The following is a 19,150-nucleotide window of genomic DNA, read 5'->3' as shown; positions in this document are numbered from 1 at the left end:
ATTAAGAACTTCATTAACCATGAAAAAATATGATATAAAAAATACAGATGTCGAAACCCTGAAGAAGTGGTACCATCTGATGGCATTGGGACGCGCCCTGGACGAAAAGGCTCCATCTTACCAGTTGCAATCTTTAGGTTGGTCTTATCATGCACCCTATGCGGGGCATGATGGTATCCAACTGGCGGTCGGGCAAGTCTTTACTCTCGGAGAAGACTTCCTGTTTCCCTACTACCGGGATATGCTGACCGTACTCTCCGCCGGAATGACTCCGGAAGAGATTATCCTGAACGGTATTTCCAAAGCGACAGACCCCGGAAGCAGCGGCCGCCATATGTCGAACCATTTCGCGAAGCCGGAATGGCACATCGAGAATATTTCTTCCGCAACGGGAACACATGACCTTCATGCGGCAGGCGTAGCCAGAGCGATGGTCTATTACGGACATAAAGGAGTGGCTATCACTTCTCACGGAGAATCTGCCACTTCCGAAGGATTTGTCTACGAAGCTATCAACGGCGCCAGTCTCGAACGCCTTCCTGTGATTTTTGTGATTCAGGATAATGGTTACGGTATTTCTGTCCCCAAATCGGAACAGACCGCCAACCGCAAGGTAGCGGAAAACTTCTCCGGTTTCAAGAACCTGAAAATCATCTATTGCAATGGCAAAGATGTATTCGATTCGATGAACGCCATGACCGAAGCCCGCGAATATGCCATCAGTACCCGTAATCCGGTGATTGTACAGGCGAATTGTGTCCGTATCGGTTCTCATTCCAATTCTGACAAGCATACCCTCTACCGGGATGAAAACGAACTGGAATATGTAAAGGAAGCTGACCCTTTGATGAAATTCCGCCGGATGCTGCTTCGCTATAAGCGTCTGACTGAAGAAGAACTGCAACAAATAGAAGCGGCAGCCAAAAAAGAATTGTCTGCTGCCAACCGGAAGGCTTTGGCTGCTCCCGAACCTGACCCCAAAAACATCTACGATTTTGTAATGCCCGAACCTTATCAGCCGCAGAAGTACAAAGACGGTACACATGAGGCAGAAGGCGAAAAGACCTTCATGGTCAACGCCATTAATGAAACATTGAAATCCGAATTCCGTCACAATCCCGATACTTTTATTTGGGGACAGGACGTGGCGAATAAGGAAAAAGGCGGTGTATTCAATGTGACGAAAGGAATGCAGCAAGAGTTTGGTGACTCCCGTGTATTCAGTGCGCCGATTGCCGAAGATTATATCGTAGGTACAGCCAACGGAATGAGCCGCTTTGACCCTAAAATTCATGTAGTAATAGAAGGGGCGGAGTTTGCCGACTACTTTTGGCCTGCCGTCGAGCAATATGTAGAATGTACGCATGAGTATTGGCGCAGCAATGGTAAGTTTGCTCCGAACATTACTTTACGTCTGGCTTCCGGTGGCTATATCGGTGGCGGACTTTATCATTCCCAAAATATAGAAGGCGCTTTGACGACTTTGCCGGGAGCACGTATCGTCTGTCCTTCTTTTGCGGATGATGCGGCGGGATTGCTCCGTACCAGTATGCGTTCCAAGGGATTCACTTTATTCCTCGAACCAAAAGCGTTGTATAACTCCGTAGAAGCGGCTGCCGTTGTGCCGGAAGATTTTGAAGTTCCTTTCGGTAAGGCACGTATCCGCCGCGAGGGAACAGATTTGAGTATTATCACGTATGGCAATACCACCCATTTCTGTCTGCACGCAGCGGAACGATTGGAGAAAGAAGGTGGTTGGAAAGTGGAAGTCATCGACATTCGCTCTTTAATTCCTTTGGATAAGGAAGCAATCTTCGAGTCGGTGAAGAAAACGAGTAAAGCGTTGGTTGTCCATGAAGATAAAGTATTCTCCGGCTTTGGTGCGGAACTTGCCGCTATGATTGGGGAAGAGATGTTCCGTTATTTGGATGGGCCTGTGCAACGTGTGGGTTCTACATTTACTCCTGTCGGCTTTAACCCGATTCTTGAAAAAGAGATTCTGCCCGATGAGGCTAAAATCTATGAAGCTGCCAGGAAATTATTAGAATATTAAATAGTATGGATTATGAAAAAGATAGGTTTATTTTATGCAGCGAAGGCTGAAAAGACGAGTTGGGTAGCAGAGAAGATTCAGCAGGAATTTGGTGAAGACAAGATAGAAGTAGTACCCATTGAACAAGCTTGGGAGAATGATTTTGCCGCTTATGATTGTTTTATAGTCGGCGCTTCCACTTGGTTCGACGGCGAACTTCCCACCTATTGGGACGAACTGTTACCGGAACTTCGTACAATGGATTTAAAAGGAAAGAAAGTGGCTGTCTTCGGCTTGGGAGATCAGATACGTTATCCTGAAAACTTTGCGGATGGCATCGGACTGTTGGCGGAAGTCTTCGAGGGAGATGGAGCTACCTTGGTAGGTTTCACTTCTTCCGAAGGATATATTTTCGAACGTTCCAAAGCATTGCGCGGCGACCGTTGGTGCGGGCTGGTCATTGACTTGGATAACCAGTCGGAACAGGCGAAAAAGAAAATCAAGGACTGGTGCGAACAGGTAAAGAAGGAGTTTAAATAACTTCTTTATATATAATATGTGACGAGGGTGTCAAAAAGAAAACAGTTTTTTTTGACACCCTCTCTTCTTTGGGGATTCTATAATGAAAAGAACTATCAGGCTTTATAAATAAACTTCACCTCTGCCCAACGATTCTTCTCTTTATAGTGGACAAAAGTCAATCCATTCTTTTCCGCTTCCTCACGGATTACTATGATATCATCCACATAGAATCCGCTCATATACAGTTCAGACCCCGGATGCATACATGCGACATATTGTTTCATGTCATTCAACAGGATATTCCGGTTGATATTGGCAATAATGACATCGAACGGCCCTTTTCCGGCAAGGGACGAAGCGTCTCCTTGAGAAACTGCAATGTCATCTACATGATTCAGTTCAATATTCTCGATGGAGTTTCGTACGCACCATTCGTCAATGTCGATAGCTGTACACGGGCGTGCACCTCTCATTCGTGCGAGGATGGCAAGAATTGAAGTTCCACAGCCCATATCGAGCAGTGATTTATCTTTCAGTTCGCTATCCAGCAACTCCTCAATGATGAGACTTGTCGTTTCATGATGTCCTGTCCCGAAAGCCATTTGCGGGTTGATAACAATATCATATTCCGCTTTGGGAACATCTTGATGGAAAGTGCTGTGAATCACGCATCGGTCGCCGATAATAATCGGCTGAAAGAAATTCTTTTCCCATTCCTCGTTCCAGTCCTTATCTTCTGCTTCTACATAGGTATATGTGATTTCCGTATCGGGCAGGGGAAACTCGGTGATTACACTCTTGATAGCGGCTTCGTCACATAATGATTGTTGGATATATGCGGTCAGTCCGCTTTCACATTCAACAAAACTCTCAAATCCGACTTCGCCGAGCACGGCAGCCAGTACGTCATTAACTGTTTCAGTGCAGGGATTGGTATGGAATGTGAACTCAAAATACTTCATAGTTGTTTTATTTTCTAGTAAATAATGTGCAAAGATAGTTAGAAATAGGGATTTCCCTATTATCCTTTGGGGAAAATCTCCCCCGGACGAAAAATCTCTTCCTTATCTTTGTAACGTGAATAAGTTTAAGTAATTACATAAACCGAGATGATATGAAAAAGATTGTTTACTTCTTGCTATTTGCCTTGTGCCTCCCGATAGGCTTGATGGCACAAAGCGTTGATGACGACCTTTACTTCGTACCTTCCAAGGACAAGCAGGAGAAGAAAGAAACTCCAGTCCGGAAGGAACCGAAGAAACAGGTGACCAACATCTATACTTCACCGGGGACTACCGTAGTTGTTCAAGACCGCAAGGGCAGAACACGGGACGTGGATGAATATAACCGCCGTTACGATGCACGTGAAAATGAATTCGTAATGGATAATGATACCTTATACATAAAAGAAAAATCTAATCCGGATTTGGACGGAGAATGGGTGACCGGCGAATTCAATGGTACGCAAGACGACTATGAATACGCTGAACGTATCATCCGTTTCCGTAATCCGCGTTTCGCAATCAGTATCAGCAGCCCGCTCTACTGGGACGTAGTTTACGGACCGAACTCCTGGGACTGGAACGTATATACCGACGGTATGTATGCTTATGCGTTCCCGACGTTCAGCAACCCGCTTTGGTGGGACTGGCGTTATAACTCTTACGGTTGGGGATGGAACTATGGCTGGGGATGGAATCGTCCTTACTATTCTTGGGGCTACTCTCCGGGTTATTGGGGCGGCTGGTATGGCGGCTACTGGGGTGGCTGGTATGGCGGCGGTGGCTATTGGGGACATCATCACCATTGGCACGGTGGTCCTAGCTGGGGCTGGGGCGGTGGTGGAAACCATTGGGCACGCAACACCTATTACAATAATCGTCGTTCTAACTTTGGAAACAGCGGTGGAAGTGCCCGTCGTTCTGCTTATACAACAAGCGGTGACCGTAGAATTGGTACAACAGTTGGTACACGTCGTACAAGTGGAGGAAATGTAAGTCAATCTGCACGTCGCGGTACAACTTATAATTCTTCTTCCAGAAGAACTGTAGGCAATCGTACTACGGATACGAGAGTAGGGACTGGCACAAGCTCAAGTTCTTCTCGCAGAAGTTCTACCTACACTCGTCCGAGCAGTACACGTAGCAGTTCGACATATGATAGCAGTCGTTCCAACTCTTCTTCCCGCAGAACTTATGGAACAACGAATAGCAGTAGCAGTCGTTCTTCTTCTACATATAACCGTGGAAGCTCTACAACTCCTCGGAGTTATTCACCATCGAATAATAGTAGTAGTCGCCGTTCTTCTTCTAATTCCAGTTATTCTCCAAGTCGTTCTTCATCAGGTTCCAGCTACTCTCCGAGTCAGTCTTCATCGTCTCGTTCGAGTGGTTACTCAAGTGGTGGTGGAAGTTCCCGCTCTAGCGGTTCTTCTGGTGGCGGTGGAAGTCGAAGAAGATAATAATGATTGGTATTTTAATAAGATATATTTATGAAAAATATAAGATTTGCAATAGTGATACTGTGTACTTTGGTTGGTACTACTATCGTAAGTGCACAGAGTTTATACGATGCTGCCCGGTTTATGGGGAATGATTTGAATGGAACCGCACGATTTGTCGGCATGGGAGGAGCTATGGGAGCACTGGGTGGTGACATATCAACTATGGGTACTAATCCGGCAGGGATTGGAATATACAGAAGCAGTGATGTGATGACTTCATTTGGTTTCAGTAATATTGGAATGAAGTCTACTATGAACGGCAGTAAAAATGAACAGGATAAGCTATTTGGTTCATTTGATAATATCGGGTTTGTCATATCAAGCCGTATCGGAAATGAAACACCCTTGCGATTTGTGAACTTTGGTTTTAACTATCGTAAGGTAAAGTCCTTTGATAAAAACATGGTGATGAATGGACTGATAGAAGATTCGGAAGGGCCATTGACACAAAGTGATTTATTTGCTTCTTTGTCCCAAGGACTTACTGAAAAATATTTGGGCTCTAATGCGGCTTTCACTGATGGAGGTGCCAATGCTGCGCCGTGGTTGGGAGCTATGGCTCTTCGTACGAGAGTGATTGGCTCAGTGGGTGACCATGGTGAAGATAATGACCAATATGCCAGTAATGTAGGCTATATGGTGGATAAGGACGGCAATACTATTTATTTGCCAGTGATGGGAGAATATACTTCTAAAGAAAGAGGTGGATTACACTCCTATGACTTTAATGTTGCTCTAAACTTTTATGACCGCATTTACTTGGGGGCTACGATAGGAGCTTATAGTGTAGATTATTCAAGAAACTCCATTTACAGGGAAAGTTATGAGGGAGATGCTTCGACCTATTCTTTAGAGAATTGGTTTGATACAAGTGGAACGGGAGTTGATTTTAAGCTGGGAGTGATAGTACGTCCGTTTGAATCCTCTTCATTCCGTATCGGTGCAGCAATACACACACCTACATGGTTTAATTTGGAAGACCGGACATCTGCCATCATGACTTCTGATGTTGATATGAACAGTGACGGAACCATTGGTAAGGATGAATTGTTTGTATATGATACGATGGAATTCCCGGGTGAATCAAAAACCAAATATCAATTGGTAACTCCCTGGAAATATAATTTGAGTTTGGGATATACTATCGGTCGTTCCGTAGCATTAGGAGCAGAATATGAGTATAGTGATTATTCTTCAGCCAAACTGAAATATGATGATGGTTTGAAGATGGAGGATGAAACATCCCAAATAAAAACCGGACTGAAAGGAGTACATACATTGCGCGTAGGGGCTGAATTTAAACTTGCACCTGAATTCTCTTTCCGTGTAGGTTATAATTATATGACGGCAGCAATGTATGACGATACTTTTAAGCGACTTGCACTTAACAGTATTAGTACAAGTACAGAATTCTCTAACTTGAAAGCAACCAATAATTATACGGTAGGATTGGGATATAAAGGTTCTGTTTTCTATGCTGATTTAGCTTATCAGTTCCATACTTATAAGGAAGACTTTTATCCTTTCTATAATGAGGTAGGAGAGAACTTTGAAACAATCATTGTGCCGAATGCTACCAAAGTAACCAATACCCGTAGTCAAGTACTATTAACCCTAGGTTTGCGCTTCTAATCAACCAAAGACAGTTTTCAATTTCAATAATAACTTTTGTGTGTAAAAAATCCCTGGAATGCTGAGTGTCTACAGCGGTTCCGGGGATTTTTATTAGTATCACTTTTATTTTTTTGTTTTATCTGCGCAATGGAGTCCGTTCGTCAATAATACCGCGACCTCTGTAAAGGCTGATGGCAATAGGAGTATCGGGAGTCAACTCGATATCCTCATCCACGATAATAGGTTCTTCCTTATCATCTACGATAACCGTTCCTATTGTCTCGCCGGCCTTAATCCGTTGCGGGAGCAAGTTAGTCAGGATACCTTCCGATATTTTTCGGATGTCGATGTATTCGGGTTTTGTATTCTTGTCCGCTTCGATTTTACCATTGAACAGGTCTTGTACACCTTTGTTTTTCAGGAAAAGCTTGACGATTGCATCGCCTTCATACGGTTGTCTTTTCTCATCAAGCAGGATAACGGGCACCGTCATTCGCTTGAATTTAAGAGCAACGTTCTTGGAACCTTTGGCAGCTTGTGCCATTCCGAACAAATACTCTTTACCACCTGTAATCCCACGATAACGGCTACCGAACGAACGCGTAGCAACATCATCGGACAATTCGGGATAATGAGCATAAAAAGTAACAGCTTCCGCATCCGTGTCTATCGCGTCCCAGGCAGGGTTTTCCATACCTATGGTGAACGGTAGATAATCCTGTTCGGAAGCAGACATCGAGATTACATCTCCATCCGAGAAACTACTTTTTGCAGGAAGAGAAAGAGTGCTGCTGCTACGTGTAAGAGCATCAGTGATACTTTCATTGTCGATAGAAGCAGAAAAGCTGAAAGCTTTCTTGCCGGGTTCTTGTTGTTCATCTTGTTGCTGACAACCGAGCAGGCATGACGCCGCTAAAAAAAAGAGAAGGTTTTTCTTCATGTGAGGGGTAAATTAATAGGTTAATAATAGTGAGAGGCTTACATTTAATATTCTATCTTGTCTTCTTTGGCCGCCCAGGCTTTGAAGGCAGTAAGGGCTTCATTGTGTAGTAAGATTTCAGAGGGGAGTTTTCTGTTTTCAGGTTTAAGTTCCAGTTCGTCATAAATAAAAGAGTCGTCAAAACCGATTTCTTTGGCATCCGTCTTATTGTTGCCATAATACATTTTGTCCAGTCGTGCCCAATAGATGGCACCCAAACACATTGGACAAGGTTCGCAGGAAGTATATATTTCATATCCGCTAAGGTTGAAAGTTCCGAGCTTCGCAGCCGCGGCACGTATGGCACTCACTTCAGCGTGAGCAGTGGGGTCACAGGATGCCGTAACACGGTTCACACCCGTTGCAACTATTTCCCCCTCTTTTGTAGCAATCACAGCGCCGAAAGGACCACCACCATTTTCAATGTTCTCCTTAGAAAGCTCGATTGCTTTCCGCATTAATTCTTCTTTTGTCATAGCACAAAAAATATATTGTTAGTTTTATTCTAATCACTTCTTTTACAAAGATACGAAGAACTCGCAAAAAAACGGCAAAATTTGGATAAATAAAGTAAGTGTTTGGTATTGAGGAGAGTTAAGCCAAATTCTTCTATACCTTTCCAAATCGCTAAAATGCAGGATAATGAAAGGTTAAGAGAAAGATTTGCTACTTATCCGTTGCCTTTTTTAGCCCCGGATAATCCGGCAAAATAACGCTTGACCACCTGCGGTTTTACCGTTCACCATGCAAAGAACCCTATATTTTGCCCGTAAAGATAACCGTTTTTTTCCGTTTTTCATGGAAATACAGGTTATGTTACCGGCATCCGGGGTTTTATTCTTTGTTCCGCTATAATTTTCATAACTGTAAATAGCTATATATCAAGTAATTTTGCAACATAAAAAAAATAGAGTTATGAAACAGACGGATGTAACGGTTACGTTCTACCTCAAAAAGAGCGAAATGAATGACGAGGGACATTGCCCGGTCATGGCGAAACTTGTTGTCGGCAAATTTTCAGAAGCGGCTTTTAGTGCGAAAATGTCCGTACCCGCTGCACTGTGGGCATCCGGACGTGCCACGGGTAAAAGTAACGCCGCGCGGGAAATCAACCGGCAACTGGACGATTTGCGAGCTTCAGCCATTTCCATTTATGACGAACTGTCAGCCACCCGTGAGAATGTAACGGCTGAAGAAATAAGGAATCTGTTGTTGGGGACGGCTTTCGGGCAGGAAACCCTGTTGGGTTATTTCCGGACGTTCATCGAACATTTCGAAAAACGTGTCGGCGTGAACCGGGAAAAGGGAACAGCACAATCTTACCGCTATGCTTGTAACTGTGTGGCTGCTTTCATCCAGGAGAAATACAAGTTGTCGGATGTTCCTTTCACGGCCCTGAACCGTTCATTCATCGACAACTATGACCTCTACCTACGCACGGAGCGCCGCTTTGCCCTGGGAACTATCGTGTTGCTTGTCACACGGTTGAACACGATTGTCGGGGAAGCCATCGCGGAAGGGATTATCACTGCCGACCCGTTCGCGGGGTATGAAGCCGAACATCCCGAGCGGGAACAGAAATACCTTACCGCCGCAGAGTTACAACGGCTGATGACCACACCCCTGCACGACCCGAAACTCTACCATATCCGCGACCTGTTCCTCTTCTCCTGCTACACGGGTATCCCTTACGGGGACATGTGCCGCCTGACGACGGAGGATCTGGAAGTGGCCGAGGACGGTGAGGTATGGATCAAGACCGCCCGCAAGAAGACGAAAATCGACTATGAAGTGCCGTTGCTCGACATACCGTTGCTCATCCTCGACAAGTACCGGGATATGGCCCCGGAAGGAAAACTGCTGCCGATGTACAGCAACAACGAACTCAACCGGACACTGAAACGTATTGCCGCCATTTGCGGAATTGAACGGAAACTCGTCTTTCACTGCGGACGCCATACCTACGCCACCGAGATCACGCTTTCGCATGGTGTCCCGCTTGAAACCGTCAGTAAAATGCTGGGGCATAGCCGCATTTCCACGACGCAGATTTACGCCAAAGTGACCGATGACAAGATCGACATGGATACCCGGTCTTTAGAGGAAAAGATTGCCGGCCGCTTCTCCGTAGCTATTTAATCTATCATTGACAATCAAATTCACAACGATTATGGAAACGAATAATAAAGAGATAAAACGCCGCAGCACGTTCTCCCTGCTGTTCTACATCAACCGCACGAAAGTCCGCAAGGACGGAACATGTAAATTGTTATGCAAGGTAAGCATCGACGCCAAGTCGGCCCCGATCAATATCAACGCGTTTGTCGATCCATCGCTTTGGAATCCGGAAACCAAAAGGGCGAACGGACGAAGCGAGAACGCCCGAACGGTAAACCAGGCAATAGAGAAACTGACCGAAAAAATCACCGGACATTACCGTCATATTCGTAAAAGCCTCGGTTTCGTGACGGCCGAGCTGGTCAAAAACGCCGTGGAAGGAATCGGGCAGAAACCGTTCACCCTCCTTGCCTTGTTCCGCGAGCATAACGAGGAGTTCCGCAAGCGTGTCGGCGTGGATCGCAAGGAAGAAACTTATGAAAGTTACGAGAACTCCTATAATATTTTAGCCTCCTTCGTGAAAAAAAGGAAGGAAAAGGAGGATGTAGCGTTGCGGAGCCTTGACCGGGAGTTCTACGATGATTTTGAAATATTCCTGCGTACAGATCGTGAAATGAAACCCAAGACAGTACACGAGCATCTTTACCGGTTGAAAAAAATGACCAAGCGGGCTGTCAGTCAGGGTACACTCCGGCGCGACCCTTACGGGAAGCTGCACCCGGAACTGCCCCGGCGCAAGAGCCGCCATTTGAAACTCGAAGACCTCAAAAAACTGATGGAAACTCCCGTCGGTAAACCCAACCTCCAGCGGGTGCGGGACTGGTTTCTCTTCGCTACCTTCACGGGGTTGTCCTACGCCGACCTGAAACGCTTGTCCGAAAAAGACATCACGCAGTCGGACGACGGAACGTACTGGATACACATCCGGCGCCAGAAGACCGAAACGCCCTCGGCCATCCGCCTGCTGAACGTGCCGTTGCAGATCATCGAGAAATACCGCCACGAGCGTAAAAGCGACAGGATTTTCAACCTCTATTGCCGGGGGTATCTCATCAAGCTCACCAGAGAACTGGGACGGACATACGGCTTCGACATGACCTTTCACAAGGCGAGGCACAATTTCGGGACACATATCACGCTCTCGCTGGGTGTGCCTATCGAAACTGTCAGCCGCATGATGGGACACAAGAGCATTTCCACCACGCAGATTTACGCCAAAGTGACCGACCGCAAGGTGGACGAGGACATGAAACGTCTGAAAGAACAGACCAAAGGCCGGAAAATAAATCTCTACGAGGAGGACGAACCGGAAACGGCAGATATTATAACGGTAAACGGTTGAACAGTATAACAAAAATTGATAAATTTGTATGACTATGACGACAAGAGAACCTATCAGCATTGAAAACGGGCGGGTGGAAATCCACACGCCGGAGAACCGTGTATGGCTCACGCGCCACCAGATTGCCGACCTGTTCGGAGTCTTCGTTCCTGCCGTGGGGAGCAACATCCGCTCCATACTCAAAAGCGGCATACTCCGTGAGGAGCGGGTTTACCGCCGGGAGCGCAACCGTGACGGCGGTATTGTCGAGCTGTATTCGCTCGAAATGATCGCCGCGCTGGCTTTCCGCTTAAAATCCGGGAATGCCGAAGCCTTCCGACGGTGGCTTGTCCGAAGGGCCACGACGACCGCCGTCGTCTGGCAGCTCCCCGGCATGAACACGATATTGAACTGAAAAAGAAGAACGGCCGTGATGGCCGTTCTTCTTTTATACCCATTCCTGTCCCCCGATACATTTCTTCCGGGAATCTTCCAGAAATTTCTGTATCTCGGATTCCATGTATAGTACCTTGCCCTGAATCAAATAATAGGGAATGATCCGCGCCGTGCGGTATTCCTGCAATGTACGCCTGCTGATTTTCAGCAGCCGGGACAATTCCTCGTCGGTGACGAACCGCTCTCCCTTGAGTGTCCGGCCTCCGGAGGATTCCAGTTTATCCAGTGCCTTGCCGGCCTTTTCCAAACGCCGGAAGAGATCCGCCACACGCGGATCGTGCTTGTCGATGAAATAATGGCTCATAACGCGGCGGTATTAGGATAGTGCGACGATTGCAGCAGTTTCCCGACATCTTCCGGTTTGTAGAAGATTTTGTGACGGATGCGGCTGAAAGGCAGCAACCCTTTCTCCCGGTAGGTTTGCAGGGTACGTTTCGATATCCCCAGCACGTCACAGACATCCTGGTTGTCCAGCCATTTTTTCAAACTCACGTCCTCCTGCCTGCGGCATAACGCCTCGGCTTTTCTTTCAATGGCTTCCACGTGCCCTGCCAGCGCGTCGAAAGCCTTCACGTCCATACTTATTATTTCCATGTTCTGTTTCATTTTTTGTTTCCCGGATGCCCAAAAGTACACAAATGAACAGTATCTTGTTATCAGCCAGTGGTATATGGACGTATCCGTCTTAAAAGTGGCAGCGAGTGGCGCCACGTCCGGCGGAAACGATCCTCCGCCGATACGGGATCGGCACGCTCCGATACGCCAATCGCCCGTGAAAGGAAATGTTCGCGGGCGATTTATCATTCCATGCAGGGTGAGCCGTGAACCGACTTTCGCGAGCGTTCACGGCATATCGTTTTCTCCCCGTTTCTCTCCCATAACCTTTTCCTCTCTTTTTTTCATGCCGCGGAGCGCGGTATGGAAATCTGTTGTCAGTAGCAAAGGTAGTTACGGGGCTCACGCTGCTGCAAGATCGGGCCGCGGGGCGGTTTGCCGCAAAATCTTCCTCTTTCCCTGCGGGCGAGCGTATTTTCCGACAAAATCTTGCAGCAGCTATCCCCGACACCTTTTGATGCTACCGAAACAGATTCCATCCATACCGGCTCCGCTACGGCATAAAAAAAAAGTCAAAGGTTATGAGAAACGAAGAGAAAAATAAATGGAAACAGAAATCCTCCAACCTTCCACTTGGCATAAAGGCAAAGGTCGGGTTGGCGGTAAAGGTCGGGGCGGTGGCTTTGGGCTTCCACGTGTGGGGTATCGACTTTATTTGGGTCGTTTTGGGCTTCACGTTCTGTTATGACATCCTGCGGGGCATTTTCTCCTGCCTTGTTTCTCTCGTGGCTCTAACCGGCTTTTTCTATTTCCTATTCACTCACATCTTCTAAATTATTACAGGTATGACAAAGTACATTTCATTATTCGGAGCGACTACCACGGACACACGGGTGCAGGTAGTCAAGGAAAACCAGGTAATCATCGGTATCGGTGCGGGTGCGAGCAGAAAGCGTTACGTCGTTTACAAGGTGGAACACACCGCCCGTGGCTACGTGTACCACATGGTCGATACCGAAACAAAGGAAATCAGCCAAACGGACATTCTGCGACCCCTCTCGCAAACATTCGGTATCGGCAGGTACTACGACGACGTGAACCCCGAGTTCATGGACGCTTTCGAGGTGGCTTTGCTCGTGGGGCAGGCGGAAGAGCAAGCCACGGCGCAAGCCATCGCCGCCGCCAAAGAGAAAGCCGAGCATGACCGCATAGCGGAAATAGGAGCGCAGAGGTTACGCCGCATCATGCCCGAAGGGGTGCAGGGCGTAATCATCGCCGAACTCAACGAAACGGAATACACTGACCCCTCTTACGAGTGTTCGACCACCCGAAGCGTGCGTACCGTCATTCTCGGCTTTTCGGCCACCTCCCGCAACGGCTTCGGGGAGTTGAGAAAGGCGGCGGCCAATTTCCCGCAAACGGCGCACCTCTCCGAATACGACCCCAAGAACGAACACCGCTATCCCGTTTTCACGCTCGGCAAAAGTCCGAAATACGGGTGGAGTGTCTGCAAACTGACCCACTACACACGTGAAGGGTACATCGACAGGCTGGCATATATCGCAGGAAACGAGGAGAATATATGTCTGCCCGAGCCGAAAGACGAAAAACGGGCGGAACGCACTGAAACGAGCGTGCAAGGCGGGTTTATCATCGTGGACTATTCCGAGAAGGCGATAGCCGTATTCGGGGACACCAAGCCCGTCAAGGACGCCCTTCACGCACTCGGGGGACGCTTCAACGCACGGCTGACGCATGACGGGCAGAAGAGAGCGGGATGGATTTTCCAAAAGACCAAAGAGGACGAGGTGCGGCGGCTTCTCGGAAAGGACGAATAAATGTTGAACACGGGGCGGCTCGCCGCCCCACAATACCAAAAAATCATGGCACAAGGAACAGATTATTTCAAACTGACGATACAGAACTATCTCGACGCACGGGCACGGGAGGACGAACTTTTCGCACCCCGATACGCCAACCCGAAAAAGAACATTGACGATTGCTGCACTTTCATCATCAACCAAGTACGGCAGAGCGGTTGCAACGGGTTTGCCGACGAGGAAATATACTCTATGGCACTCCACTATTACGACGAGGAGGACATCGACATCGGCAAACCCGTCAGTTGCAAGGTAGTGGTCAATCACACCGTCGAACTGACCGAGGAGGAAAAAGCCGAGGCACGGCGGAACGCCATACGGAAGGCCGAGAGCGAAGCCTACGCCAAGTTGGCGAAAGCCAAGTCCAAACCCAAGAAAATCGAAGATAACAAACTAATGCCCAGTCTATTTTAGTTATGAAACCGAGAACAAAATTCCAACAGAACGTCGTGGCGGCAAGCAAACACCTGCCGCCGCTTACCCCCGCACAAATCGAATGGGGGTACAAGAACTGCATCGAGCATATCGGACGCCGCACGCCGAAAGGACTTATCACCTGCACCGAGTGCGGCCACACGTGGCAGAGCGAAAACGGAGAACTCACGGACAATCTGTTAGGGTGCGAGTGTCCGCACTGCCACACCCCGCTGAAAGTGGAAACCACCCTGCGCCGCAAGTTCAACGATTACGAGTATTTGTGCATCGTAACCCGCTGCAAGGGTTTTCAAGTCCTGCGCTTCGTCTATATCGAGTGTTGGGCGAAAGTGGGACAGACGCCCGTTTACACCCATATCGAAGCCGTACAGCGGTGGATTGCCCCCGACGGACGCTCCGCAACCTTCGCACGGCTGCGCCCGATGGGCTTCTTCGTTCACGGGTGGAGTTGGTCGAGCGCATTGGAACTGCGGGCGGAGAACGACGGGAAATACAACATCACGCCCACACGCATCTATCCCCGGCAACGGCTTATCCCCGAACTGCGCCGAAGCGGTTACGGCAAACAACTCCCCGATGTAACCCCTTTCGACCTTATCCACCTGCTGCTCTCGGAGAACAAGGCCGAAACGCTGCTTAAAGCGGGACAAACGGCACTCGTGCGATTTTTCGCCCGTTCCTCCCGCAATATCGCAGACTATTGGCCGGCCATCCGTATCGCCATCCGTAACGGGTACGCTATCGGGAAACCGACGGAATGGTGCGACTACATCGACCTGCTGCGATTTTTCGGGAAAGACCTGCATAACGCCCATTTCGTGTGTCCCGCAGACCTGCCCGCAGCGCATGACCTCTACATGGCTAAAAAACGGCGGCACATGCAAATGGAACGGCGGCAGGAGGAACGGCGCAAGGCGTTGGAACAGGAAGCCTCGTTTGTCAAAGCCAAAGGACGGTTTTTCGGAGTGGAGTTTTCCGACGGGGAAATCCGCATCAAGGTATTGGACAGCGTTGAAGCCATACGGCAGGAGGGCGAGGCCATGCACCACTGCGTGTTTACCAACGAATACTATCTGAAAGCCGACTCGCTCATACTCTCGGCTACAATCGACGGCAAACGTATCGAAACGATAGAGGTGTCCCTAAAACGCATGGAGGTCGTGCAGAGCCGTGGCGTGTGTAACAAGAATACCCCATACCACGGGCAAATACTGAAACTGATGAAGGGGAACATGTCCCTTATACGGAAACGAATGACAGCATAAAAATCGGGGCGGCGAAAGCCGCCCGCAAAAACAAAATAGAATGAACCAAATAGCATATAAATTCGTGTCGTGGGACGTTCCCGCACTCGAAAGCCTTGCAGGCTCAAAAGCGTACATATTACGCAAACGGCTCAATGACGGGGGAACGCTCACCCGTGAGGAGAAAGACTGGATTACCCGTGAGGTAAACCATAACACCTATTTCAAGGACTCCATTCCGCTTTTAGGGTATCGTTTCAACTTTGTCGATGTACTGAAAACATTCGTGGTAAAGCAGTACGGGCATTACACGGAATACAAGGGCGTGGACAAGACGAGCATACGCTCCATGTTGTACGGCAGAGTGGAAAGGATTGTCGAATTATAAAATCGGGGCGGCGAAAGCCGCCCTACAAAAAAAATATAACAATGAAAATCATCTATAAAAGCTACATGGCACGCCCGCTCAAACCCTTCGGGGAGTGGGATTGGGAAGTTCGGGAAGCAGTCAAGACGGCCCTTGCGCTCGTCGAGGGGAAAAACGGGTTCAAAACCCATTCCGAGATATGGCGAAGGTGCAACCTCGTCATTACCGTGGGACACAACATCTACACCACGAGTATCGAGATACGACCACCCGAGCAGGACGTGATACGCCGCAGGAGCAACTGGCATAACGGCTACGCCTACTACTGCAACGGCGTGTTCTGGGCGAACATGAGCAGGGTTAGAGTGGAACTTGTCTGATTAAAAAATTTCGGGGCGGCAAAAGCCGCCCGTAAAAAGCGAGAATATGAAAACGAATGAAGTAAACAAGGAAATCTCCTATGAAACGCTGCTCGTAACCTTCGGCGAGGGTATCGGGCGGCTCAACACCATGTTCGACGACCCGCAGGTGTGGGGCGTTGCCACGCTGAAGCAGTGGATCGACGGGTATGAAACTACGCGCTTCACCGAAATCGACGACCGAACGGCGGTTATCACATCCGAATACAACATGGACAGCGTGAAGGAATGGCTGCAAAAGAACACACCGATTATCAACCTGGAAAAACGATAAAATCATGCGCAAGTACAAATTATTCATCGGCTACCGGCTGCTGGGAGAGTTTTCCGGTATATGGGAAGCCAAAAATTTCGCCGCTGAAAGCGGCATGAGCGGAATTTTCTCGCTCGTGGGAGAAAATTACCGGGACAGTTGGTACGAACCAAAAAAACAGGACAAGAATGGAAACAAAGATTAAAGACATCACGGGAGCGGAAATAACCGTTACCGACTTAAAAGAGGCGGTACGCCAATGCCGGGAGTGCCTCGCAAGTCCTTACCTGATGCCCTCGGGGCATACCGTGGGGGAAAACCATGCCTACATGTTGCGGCAACTGCTCGCCCTGCAAAGGCGGAAACGGGAACACGGCAGGCAACGGCCGTGAAAATACGACGCGAAAAAAATCGGACGATAACTGAAGTGCACCCCAAATATTGGACGGATTAGTATTTGTTTAGATGGCATGAGTTCGGTATTGTACCGGGCTCATGTTGTTTAAGTATTTCTTTATCCGCTTGTTATTGTAGTAGTCGATATATTCTTCCAATTCTTTTCGGAAATGGTCTATGGATGAGAATTTTTGCAAATATAATAATTCGGACTTCAATAATCCAAAGAAACTTTCCATAGCAGCGTTATCCAGACAGTTACCCTTGCGCGACATGCTCTGTGTAATACCTTTCTGTCTTAAACGGAGCTGATACTGCTTCATCTGATACTGCCAGCCCTGGTCGGAATGCAAGACAATACCCGGAGAATCCGGTATTCTGGCAAACGCATCGTCCAGCATCTTCATGATCTGCATAAAGTTAGGGCGTTCAGCTATTTTATAGCTAATAATCTCCCGGTTATATAAGTCCATAATCGGCGATAGATATAACTTTACGCCGCAAACCGAAAATTCCGTAAGGTCAGTAACCCACTTCTGATTCGGTTTTTCGGCTGCAAAGTCGCGTTGCAGAAGATTGGGCGCTATCCGTCCGATCTGTCCTTTGTATGAACAGTATTTACGGAGCCTGACCTGACTTTTTATCCCGCAAATATTCATCAGCTTAAGTACGGTTTTGTGATTTATCGCATATCCGATCTTATTCATTTCAACGGTAATGCGCCGATAACCATAACGCCCCTTATGTTCGTGATATAACCTTATAATACTCTCTTTTTCGCGAGCATATTTATCGGGTTGTTTTGATTTTCTGAAGTGATAATAAAATGTGCTTCGCGCCATCCCTGCGGCTTTGAGCAATACTGAAAGCCGGCACTGCGGCCTTAGTCCTTCGATGGCTTGGGCTCTTTCCCGCTCTCGCGGACAATGCGCTCCTCGACTAAGGCCTGCAATTTTTTTAAGTAAGCATTCTCGGCACGAAGATACTCCAGTTCCTTAAGCAACTCTTCGTGCGGAGTCGTTTTGAGTTTGACTTTTTTAGTCTTCGATTTACTCATGGCCGGCCTCCTTCTTTGCGGTTTACGCCGCAGGCCTTCAGCACCTTGGTTTTGATAGAGCCGCTCCCATTGACGAATAACAAAAGGGCCCGGAATGCCGAAATGCACTGCTGTCTCCAGCAAAGATAGATGATTTTGGTGCATATGCTTCAAAACTGACAACTTAAATTCTGCACTGTAGCTACCGTGGCGCAGCTTAAGGCCGGTAAGGCCATGGCGCTCGAATAATGTTACCCACAAGTGAACTTGCGAGCGGCCACAGCCCAAGTGACATCCGGCTTCCCTAACCGAAAGTCCGCCTTCGAGTACCAGTTTTACGGCCTTTAAACGAATCTCATAATTATATTTCATAAAAAACACCCCAAAAGTGTCCAACTTTTGGGGTGCAGTACAAACAACCGTCCGATTTTTTTGTTTCCCGTCAATCGACCGCCGTATGGTCGCCCAGCTTCCCGTGCAGTTCACGCCCGATATGTCCGGCAATGCCACGGGGAGAAATTTCAGAGATTGAACCCCACCCGCCATGCGTGTATATGCACGTCTTGAGCGGTTCGGTACGGGAAAGGTAGAACAGATAGCCGTTGCGGAGCAGGATGCCCACGAACACCGAGCCGACCTCGATGTCGGCGATCTCGTCAAAACGTATCTTCCCGTCATTGTATAATACTGCCGTGCCATCCGCATCGGGAATGACGAACAGATCGTCTTCCATAACAATCCCGTGCAACTCGATTAGCGACCCCAGGCATTCACTCGCCGATACCCGGTCGTAATCACCCTTTACCTCATTTGTCGATTTCGTTTCCATATCGCTTTTCTTTAGGTTCAGACAAATACCATACGAAAAAGGCGTGAGAATACGTTAAATACCGGCATTGAGGTACAGCCAAGCACCCATCCACTCGATAGATAATTTCTCCCCACGCCGCTATCGCATACGCTTGACGCATATAGACACGACGATAAAGAAGAGAACTACCCATTATTTTGCGAGCGGAT

General features: G+C 48.0%; 24 protein-coding genes. 16 read left to right on the top strand and 8 right to left on the bottom strand.

Annotation, left to right across the window (positions count from 1 at the left end; translation table 11 throughout):
* Nucleotides 1-19 precede the first annotated feature (19 nt).
* The gene (locus AB5443_RS01455) at nucleotides 20-2,053 is read left to right on the top strand and encodes a thiamine pyrophosphate-dependent enzyme (protein ID WP_368113066.1); all 2,034 of its coding nucleotides are present in this window, start codon (nucleotides 20-22) and stop codon (nucleotides 2,051-2,053) included.
* A 12-nt stretch (nucleotides 2,054-2,065) separates the two neighbouring features.
* Nucleotides 2,066-2,572: a flavodoxin gene (locus tag AB5443_RS01450; RefSeq protein ID WP_368113065.1), complete on the top strand. Its 507-nt coding sequence runs from the start codon at nucleotides 2,066-2,068 to the stop codon at nucleotides 2,570-2,572.
* A 95-nt stretch (nucleotides 2,573-2,667) separates the two neighbouring features.
* Here the strand turns inward: AB5443_RS01450 and prmA are convergent, their stop codons facing one another.
* A complete protein-coding gene (gene prmA / locus AB5443_RS01445) occupies nucleotides 2,668-3,516 on the bottom strand; it encodes a 50S ribosomal protein L11 methyltransferase (RefSeq protein ID WP_195406982.1) in 849 nt (282 codons plus the stop codon).
* A gap of 152 nt (nucleotides 3,517-3,668) precedes the next feature.
* On the opposite strand from prmA, the gene AB5443_RS01440 reads away from it, so the two are divergent.
* Both AB5443_RS01440 and AB5443_RS01435 read left to right on the top strand, forming a co-directional pair.
* Nucleotides 3,669-5,015 carry a hypothetical protein gene (locus AB5443_RS01440; RefSeq protein WP_333697457.1) on the top strand — a complete coding sequence of 449 codons (1,347 nt, stop codon included), beginning with the start codon at nucleotides 3,669-3,671 and terminating at the stop codon, nucleotides 5,013-5,015.
* 30 nt (nucleotides 5,016-5,045) lie between these two features.
* Nucleotides 5,046-6,689: a hypothetical protein gene (locus AB5443_RS01435; RefSeq protein WP_333697458.1), complete on the top strand. Its 1,644-nt coding sequence runs from the start codon at nucleotides 5,046-5,048 to the stop codon at nucleotides 6,687-6,689.
* A 118-nt stretch (nucleotides 6,690-6,807) separates the two neighbouring features.
* Here the strand turns inward: AB5443_RS01435 and AB5443_RS01430 are convergent, their stop codons facing one another.
* Together AB5443_RS01430 and AB5443_RS01425 are read right to left on the bottom strand one after the other, a co-directional pair.
* Nucleotides 6,808-7,611, bottom strand: coding sequence for a fimbrillin family protein (locus tag AB5443_RS01430; RefSeq protein WP_368113063.1), 804 nt, complete (start codon nucleotides 7,609-7,611; stop codon nucleotides 6,808-6,810).
* 44 nt (nucleotides 7,612-7,655) lie between these two features.
* The gene (locus tag AB5443_RS01425) at nucleotides 7,656-8,126 is read right to left on the bottom strand and encodes a nucleoside deaminase (protein WP_073348335.1); all 471 of its coding nucleotides are present in this window, start codon (nucleotides 8,124-8,126) and stop codon (nucleotides 7,656-7,658) included.
* A 439-nt stretch (nucleotides 8,127-8,565) separates the two neighbouring features.
* On the opposite strand from AB5443_RS01425, the gene AB5443_RS01420 reads away from it, so the two are divergent.
* From AB5443_RS01420 to AB5443_RS01410, 3 genes are read left to right on the top strand one after another with little or no spacing between them, the layout of a single operon-like run.
* Nucleotides 8,566-9,789: a site-specific integrase gene (locus tag AB5443_RS01420; protein WP_004303751.1), complete on the top strand. Its 1,224-nt coding sequence runs from the start codon at nucleotides 8,566-8,568 to the stop codon at nucleotides 9,787-9,789.
* 31 nt (nucleotides 9,790-9,820) lie between these two features.
* Entirely contained in the window at nucleotides 9,821-11,110 is a 1,290-nt protein-coding gene (locus AB5443_RS01415; protein WP_007568639.1) for a site-specific integrase, read from the top strand.
* A 28-nt stretch (nucleotides 11,111-11,138) separates the two neighbouring features.
* Entirely contained in the window at nucleotides 11,139-11,504 is a 366-nt protein-coding gene (locus AB5443_RS01410) for a hypothetical protein (protein WP_007559043.1), read from the top strand.
* Nucleotides 11,505-11,537: 33 nt separating this feature from the next.
* Here the strand turns inward: AB5443_RS01410 and AB5443_RS01405 are convergent, their stop codons facing one another.
* Nucleotides 11,538-11,849, bottom strand: coding sequence for a helix-turn-helix domain-containing protein (locus AB5443_RS01405; protein ID WP_004295430.1), 312 nt, complete (start codon nucleotides 11,847-11,849; stop codon nucleotides 11,538-11,540).
* Nucleotides 11,846-12,139: a helix-turn-helix domain-containing protein gene (locus tag AB5443_RS01400; RefSeq protein ID WP_004319131.1), complete on the bottom strand. Its 294-nt coding sequence runs from the start codon at nucleotides 12,137-12,139 to the stop codon at nucleotides 11,846-11,848. Before AB5443_RS01400 ends, AB5443_RS01405 begins: the two co-directional genes overlap by 4 nt.
* 542 nt (nucleotides 12,140-12,681) lie before the next feature.
* Between AB5443_RS01400 and AB5443_RS01395 the strand changes: the two genes are divergently transcribed.
* From AB5443_RS01395 to AB5443_RS01355, 9 genes are read left to right on the top strand one after another with little or no spacing between them, the layout of a single operon-like run.
* The gene (locus tag AB5443_RS01395) at nucleotides 12,682-12,933 is read left to right on the top strand and encodes a hypothetical protein (protein ID WP_004303766.1); all 252 of its coding nucleotides are present in this window, start codon (nucleotides 12,682-12,684) and stop codon (nucleotides 12,931-12,933) included.
* A gap of 12 nt (nucleotides 12,934-12,945) precedes the next feature.
* Nucleotides 12,946-13,938 (top strand): hypothetical protein, encoded by a 993-nt coding sequence (locus AB5443_RS01390; RefSeq protein WP_007559037.1) that lies wholly within the window; start codon nucleotides 12,946-12,948, stop codon nucleotides 13,936-13,938.
* Nucleotides 13,939-13,983: 45 nt separating this feature from the next.
* On the top strand, nucleotides 13,984-14,394 hold the full coding sequence (locus AB5443_RS01385) for a PcfK-like family protein (RefSeq protein WP_009132163.1): 411 nt from the start codon (nucleotides 13,984-13,986) through the stop codon (nucleotides 14,392-14,394).
* 2 nt (nucleotides 14,395-14,396) lie between these two features.
* Entirely contained in the window at nucleotides 14,397-15,680 is a 1,284-nt protein-coding gene (locus AB5443_RS01380) for a PcfJ domain-containing protein (protein ID WP_347021972.1), read from the top strand.
* A 40-nt stretch (nucleotides 15,681-15,720) separates the two neighbouring features.
* Entirely contained in the window at nucleotides 15,721-16,047 is a 327-nt protein-coding gene (locus AB5443_RS01375; RefSeq protein ID WP_004295437.1) for a hypothetical protein, read from the top strand.
* Between the two features lie 41 nt (nucleotides 16,048-16,088).
* Nucleotides 16,089-16,406 carry a hypothetical protein gene (locus tag AB5443_RS01370; RefSeq protein ID WP_004295436.1) on the top strand — a complete coding sequence of 106 codons (318 nt, stop codon included), beginning with the start codon at nucleotides 16,089-16,091 and terminating at the stop codon, nucleotides 16,404-16,406.
* Between the two features lie 46 nt (nucleotides 16,407-16,452).
* Nucleotides 16,453-16,719, top strand: coding sequence for a hypothetical protein (locus AB5443_RS01365; RefSeq protein WP_004295438.1), 267 nt, complete (start codon nucleotides 16,453-16,455; stop codon nucleotides 16,717-16,719).
* A 4-nt stretch (nucleotides 16,720-16,723) separates the two neighbouring features.
* Complete coding sequence (locus AB5443_RS01360; RefSeq protein ID WP_004295439.1) at nucleotides 16,724-16,903, top strand: hypothetical protein; 180 nt, start codon at nucleotides 16,724-16,726, stop codon at nucleotides 16,901-16,903.
* Nucleotides 16,887-17,090: a hypothetical protein gene (locus tag AB5443_RS01355; RefSeq protein ID WP_004295440.1), complete on the top strand. Its 204-nt coding sequence runs from the start codon at nucleotides 16,887-16,889 to the stop codon at nucleotides 17,088-17,090. The genes AB5443_RS01360 and AB5443_RS01355 overlap by 17 nt, the downstream gene beginning before the upstream one ends.
* 69 nt (nucleotides 17,091-17,159) lie before the next feature.
* Here AB5443_RS01355 and AB5443_RS01350 read toward each other — a convergent pair whose 3' ends face one another.
* From AB5443_RS01350 to AB5443_RS01340, 3 genes are all read right to left on the bottom strand, one after another.
* The gene (locus AB5443_RS01350) at nucleotides 17,160-18,047 is read right to left on the bottom strand and encodes an IS3 family transposase (protein ID WP_117615371.1); all 888 of its coding nucleotides are present in this window, start codon (nucleotides 18,045-18,047) and stop codon (nucleotides 17,160-17,162) included.
* A complete protein-coding gene (locus tag AB5443_RS01345; protein WP_032568716.1) occupies nucleotides 17,978-18,502 on the bottom strand; it encodes a helix-turn-helix domain-containing protein in 525 nt (174 codons plus the stop codon). Before AB5443_RS01345 ends, AB5443_RS01350 begins: the two co-directional genes overlap by 70 nt.
* A gap of 70 nt (nucleotides 18,503-18,572) precedes the next feature.
* The gene (locus AB5443_RS01340) at nucleotides 18,573-18,959 is read right to left on the bottom strand and encodes a hypothetical protein (RefSeq protein WP_004295441.1); all 387 of its coding nucleotides are present in this window, start codon (nucleotides 18,957-18,959) and stop codon (nucleotides 18,573-18,575) included.
* Nucleotides 18,960-19,150: the final 191 nt, after the last annotated feature.

It is taken from the genome of Bacteroides sp. RTP21281st1_H5_RTP21281_210402 (assembly GCF_040918965.1).
In the GTDB taxonomy this organism is placed as follows: domain Bacteria; phylum Bacteroidota; class Bacteroidia; order Bacteroidales; family Bacteroidaceae; genus Bacteroides; species Bacteroides congonensis.
The sequence above is the reverse complement of the archived record's forward strand: the minus strand, read 5'-3'. Positions and strand labels throughout refer to the sequence as shown.

Excerpts from the sequence above, each read along its gene's own strand:
- AB5443_RS01455 (WP_368113066.1), top strand. The coding sequence starts at position 20 with ATGAAAAAATATGATATAAAAAATACAGATGTCGAAACCCTGAAGAAG.
- AB5443_RS01450 (WP_368113065.1), top strand. The coding sequence starts at position 2,066 with ATGAAAAAGATAGGTTTATTTTATGCAGCGAAGGCTGAAAAGACGAGT.
- prmA (WP_195406982.1), bottom strand. The coding sequence starts at position 3,516 with ATGAAGTATTTTGAGTTCACATTCCATACCAATCCCTGCACTGAAACA.
- AB5443_RS01440 (WP_333697457.1), top strand. The coding sequence starts at position 3,669 with ATGAAAAAGATTGTTTACTTCTTGCTATTTGCCTTGTGCCTCCCGATA.
- AB5443_RS01435 (WP_333697458.1), top strand. The coding sequence starts at position 5,046 with ATGAAAAATATAAGATTTGCAATAGTGATACTGTGTACTTTGGTTGGT.
- AB5443_RS01430 (WP_368113063.1), bottom strand. The coding sequence starts at position 7,611 with ATGAAGAAAAACCTTCTCTTTTTTTTAGCGGCGTCATGCCTGCTCGGT.
- AB5443_RS01425 (WP_073348335.1), bottom strand. The coding sequence starts at position 8,126 with ATGACAAAAGAAGAATTAATGCGGAAAGCAATCGAGCTTTCTAAGGAG.
- AB5443_RS01420 (WP_004303751.1), top strand. The coding sequence starts at position 8,566 with ATGAAACAGACGGATGTAACGGTTACGTTCTACCTCAAAAAGAGCGAA.
- AB5443_RS01415 (WP_007568639.1), top strand. The coding sequence starts at position 9,821 with ATGGAAACGAATAATAAAGAGATAAAACGCCGCAGCACGTTCTCCCTG.
- AB5443_RS01410 (WP_007559043.1), top strand. The coding sequence starts at position 11,139 with ATGACTATGACGACAAGAGAACCTATCAGCATTGAAAACGGGCGGGTG.
- AB5443_RS01405 (WP_004295430.1), bottom strand. The coding sequence starts at position 11,849 with ATGAGCCATTATTTCATCGACAAGCACGATCCGCGTGTGGCGGATCTC.
- AB5443_RS01400 (WP_004319131.1), bottom strand. The coding sequence starts at position 12,139 with ATGGAAATAATAAGTATGGACGTGAAGGCTTTCGACGCGCTGGCAGGG.
- AB5443_RS01395 (WP_004303766.1), top strand. The coding sequence starts at position 12,682 with ATGAGAAACGAAGAGAAAAATAAATGGAAACAGAAATCCTCCAACCTT.
- AB5443_RS01390 (WP_007559037.1), top strand. The coding sequence starts at position 12,946 with ATGACAAAGTACATTTCATTATTCGGAGCGACTACCACGGACACACGG.
- AB5443_RS01385 (WP_009132163.1), top strand. The coding sequence starts at position 13,984 with ATGGCACAAGGAACAGATTATTTCAAACTGACGATACAGAACTATCTC.
- AB5443_RS01380 (WP_347021972.1), top strand. The coding sequence starts at position 14,397 with ATGAAACCGAGAACAAAATTCCAACAGAACGTCGTGGCGGCAAGCAAA.
- AB5443_RS01375 (WP_004295437.1), top strand. The coding sequence starts at position 15,721 with ATGAACCAAATAGCATATAAATTCGTGTCGTGGGACGTTCCCGCACTC.
- AB5443_RS01370 (WP_004295436.1), top strand. The coding sequence starts at position 16,089 with ATGAAAATCATCTATAAAAGCTACATGGCACGCCCGCTCAAACCCTTC.
- AB5443_RS01365 (WP_004295438.1), top strand. The coding sequence starts at position 16,453 with ATGAAAACGAATGAAGTAAACAAGGAAATCTCCTATGAAACGCTGCTC.
- AB5443_RS01360 (WP_004295439.1), top strand. The coding sequence starts at position 16,724 with ATGCGCAAGTACAAATTATTCATCGGCTACCGGCTGCTGGGAGAGTTT.
- AB5443_RS01355 (WP_004295440.1), top strand. The coding sequence starts at position 16,887 with ATGGAAACAAAGATTAAAGACATCACGGGAGCGGAAATAACCGTTACC.
- AB5443_RS01345 (WP_032568716.1), bottom strand. The coding sequence starts at position 18,502 with ATGAAATATAATTATGAGATTCGTTTAAAGGCCGTAAAACTGGTACTC.
- AB5443_RS01340 (WP_004295441.1), bottom strand. The coding sequence starts at position 18,959 with ATGGAAACGAAATCGACAAATGAGGTAAAGGGTGATTACGACCGGGTA.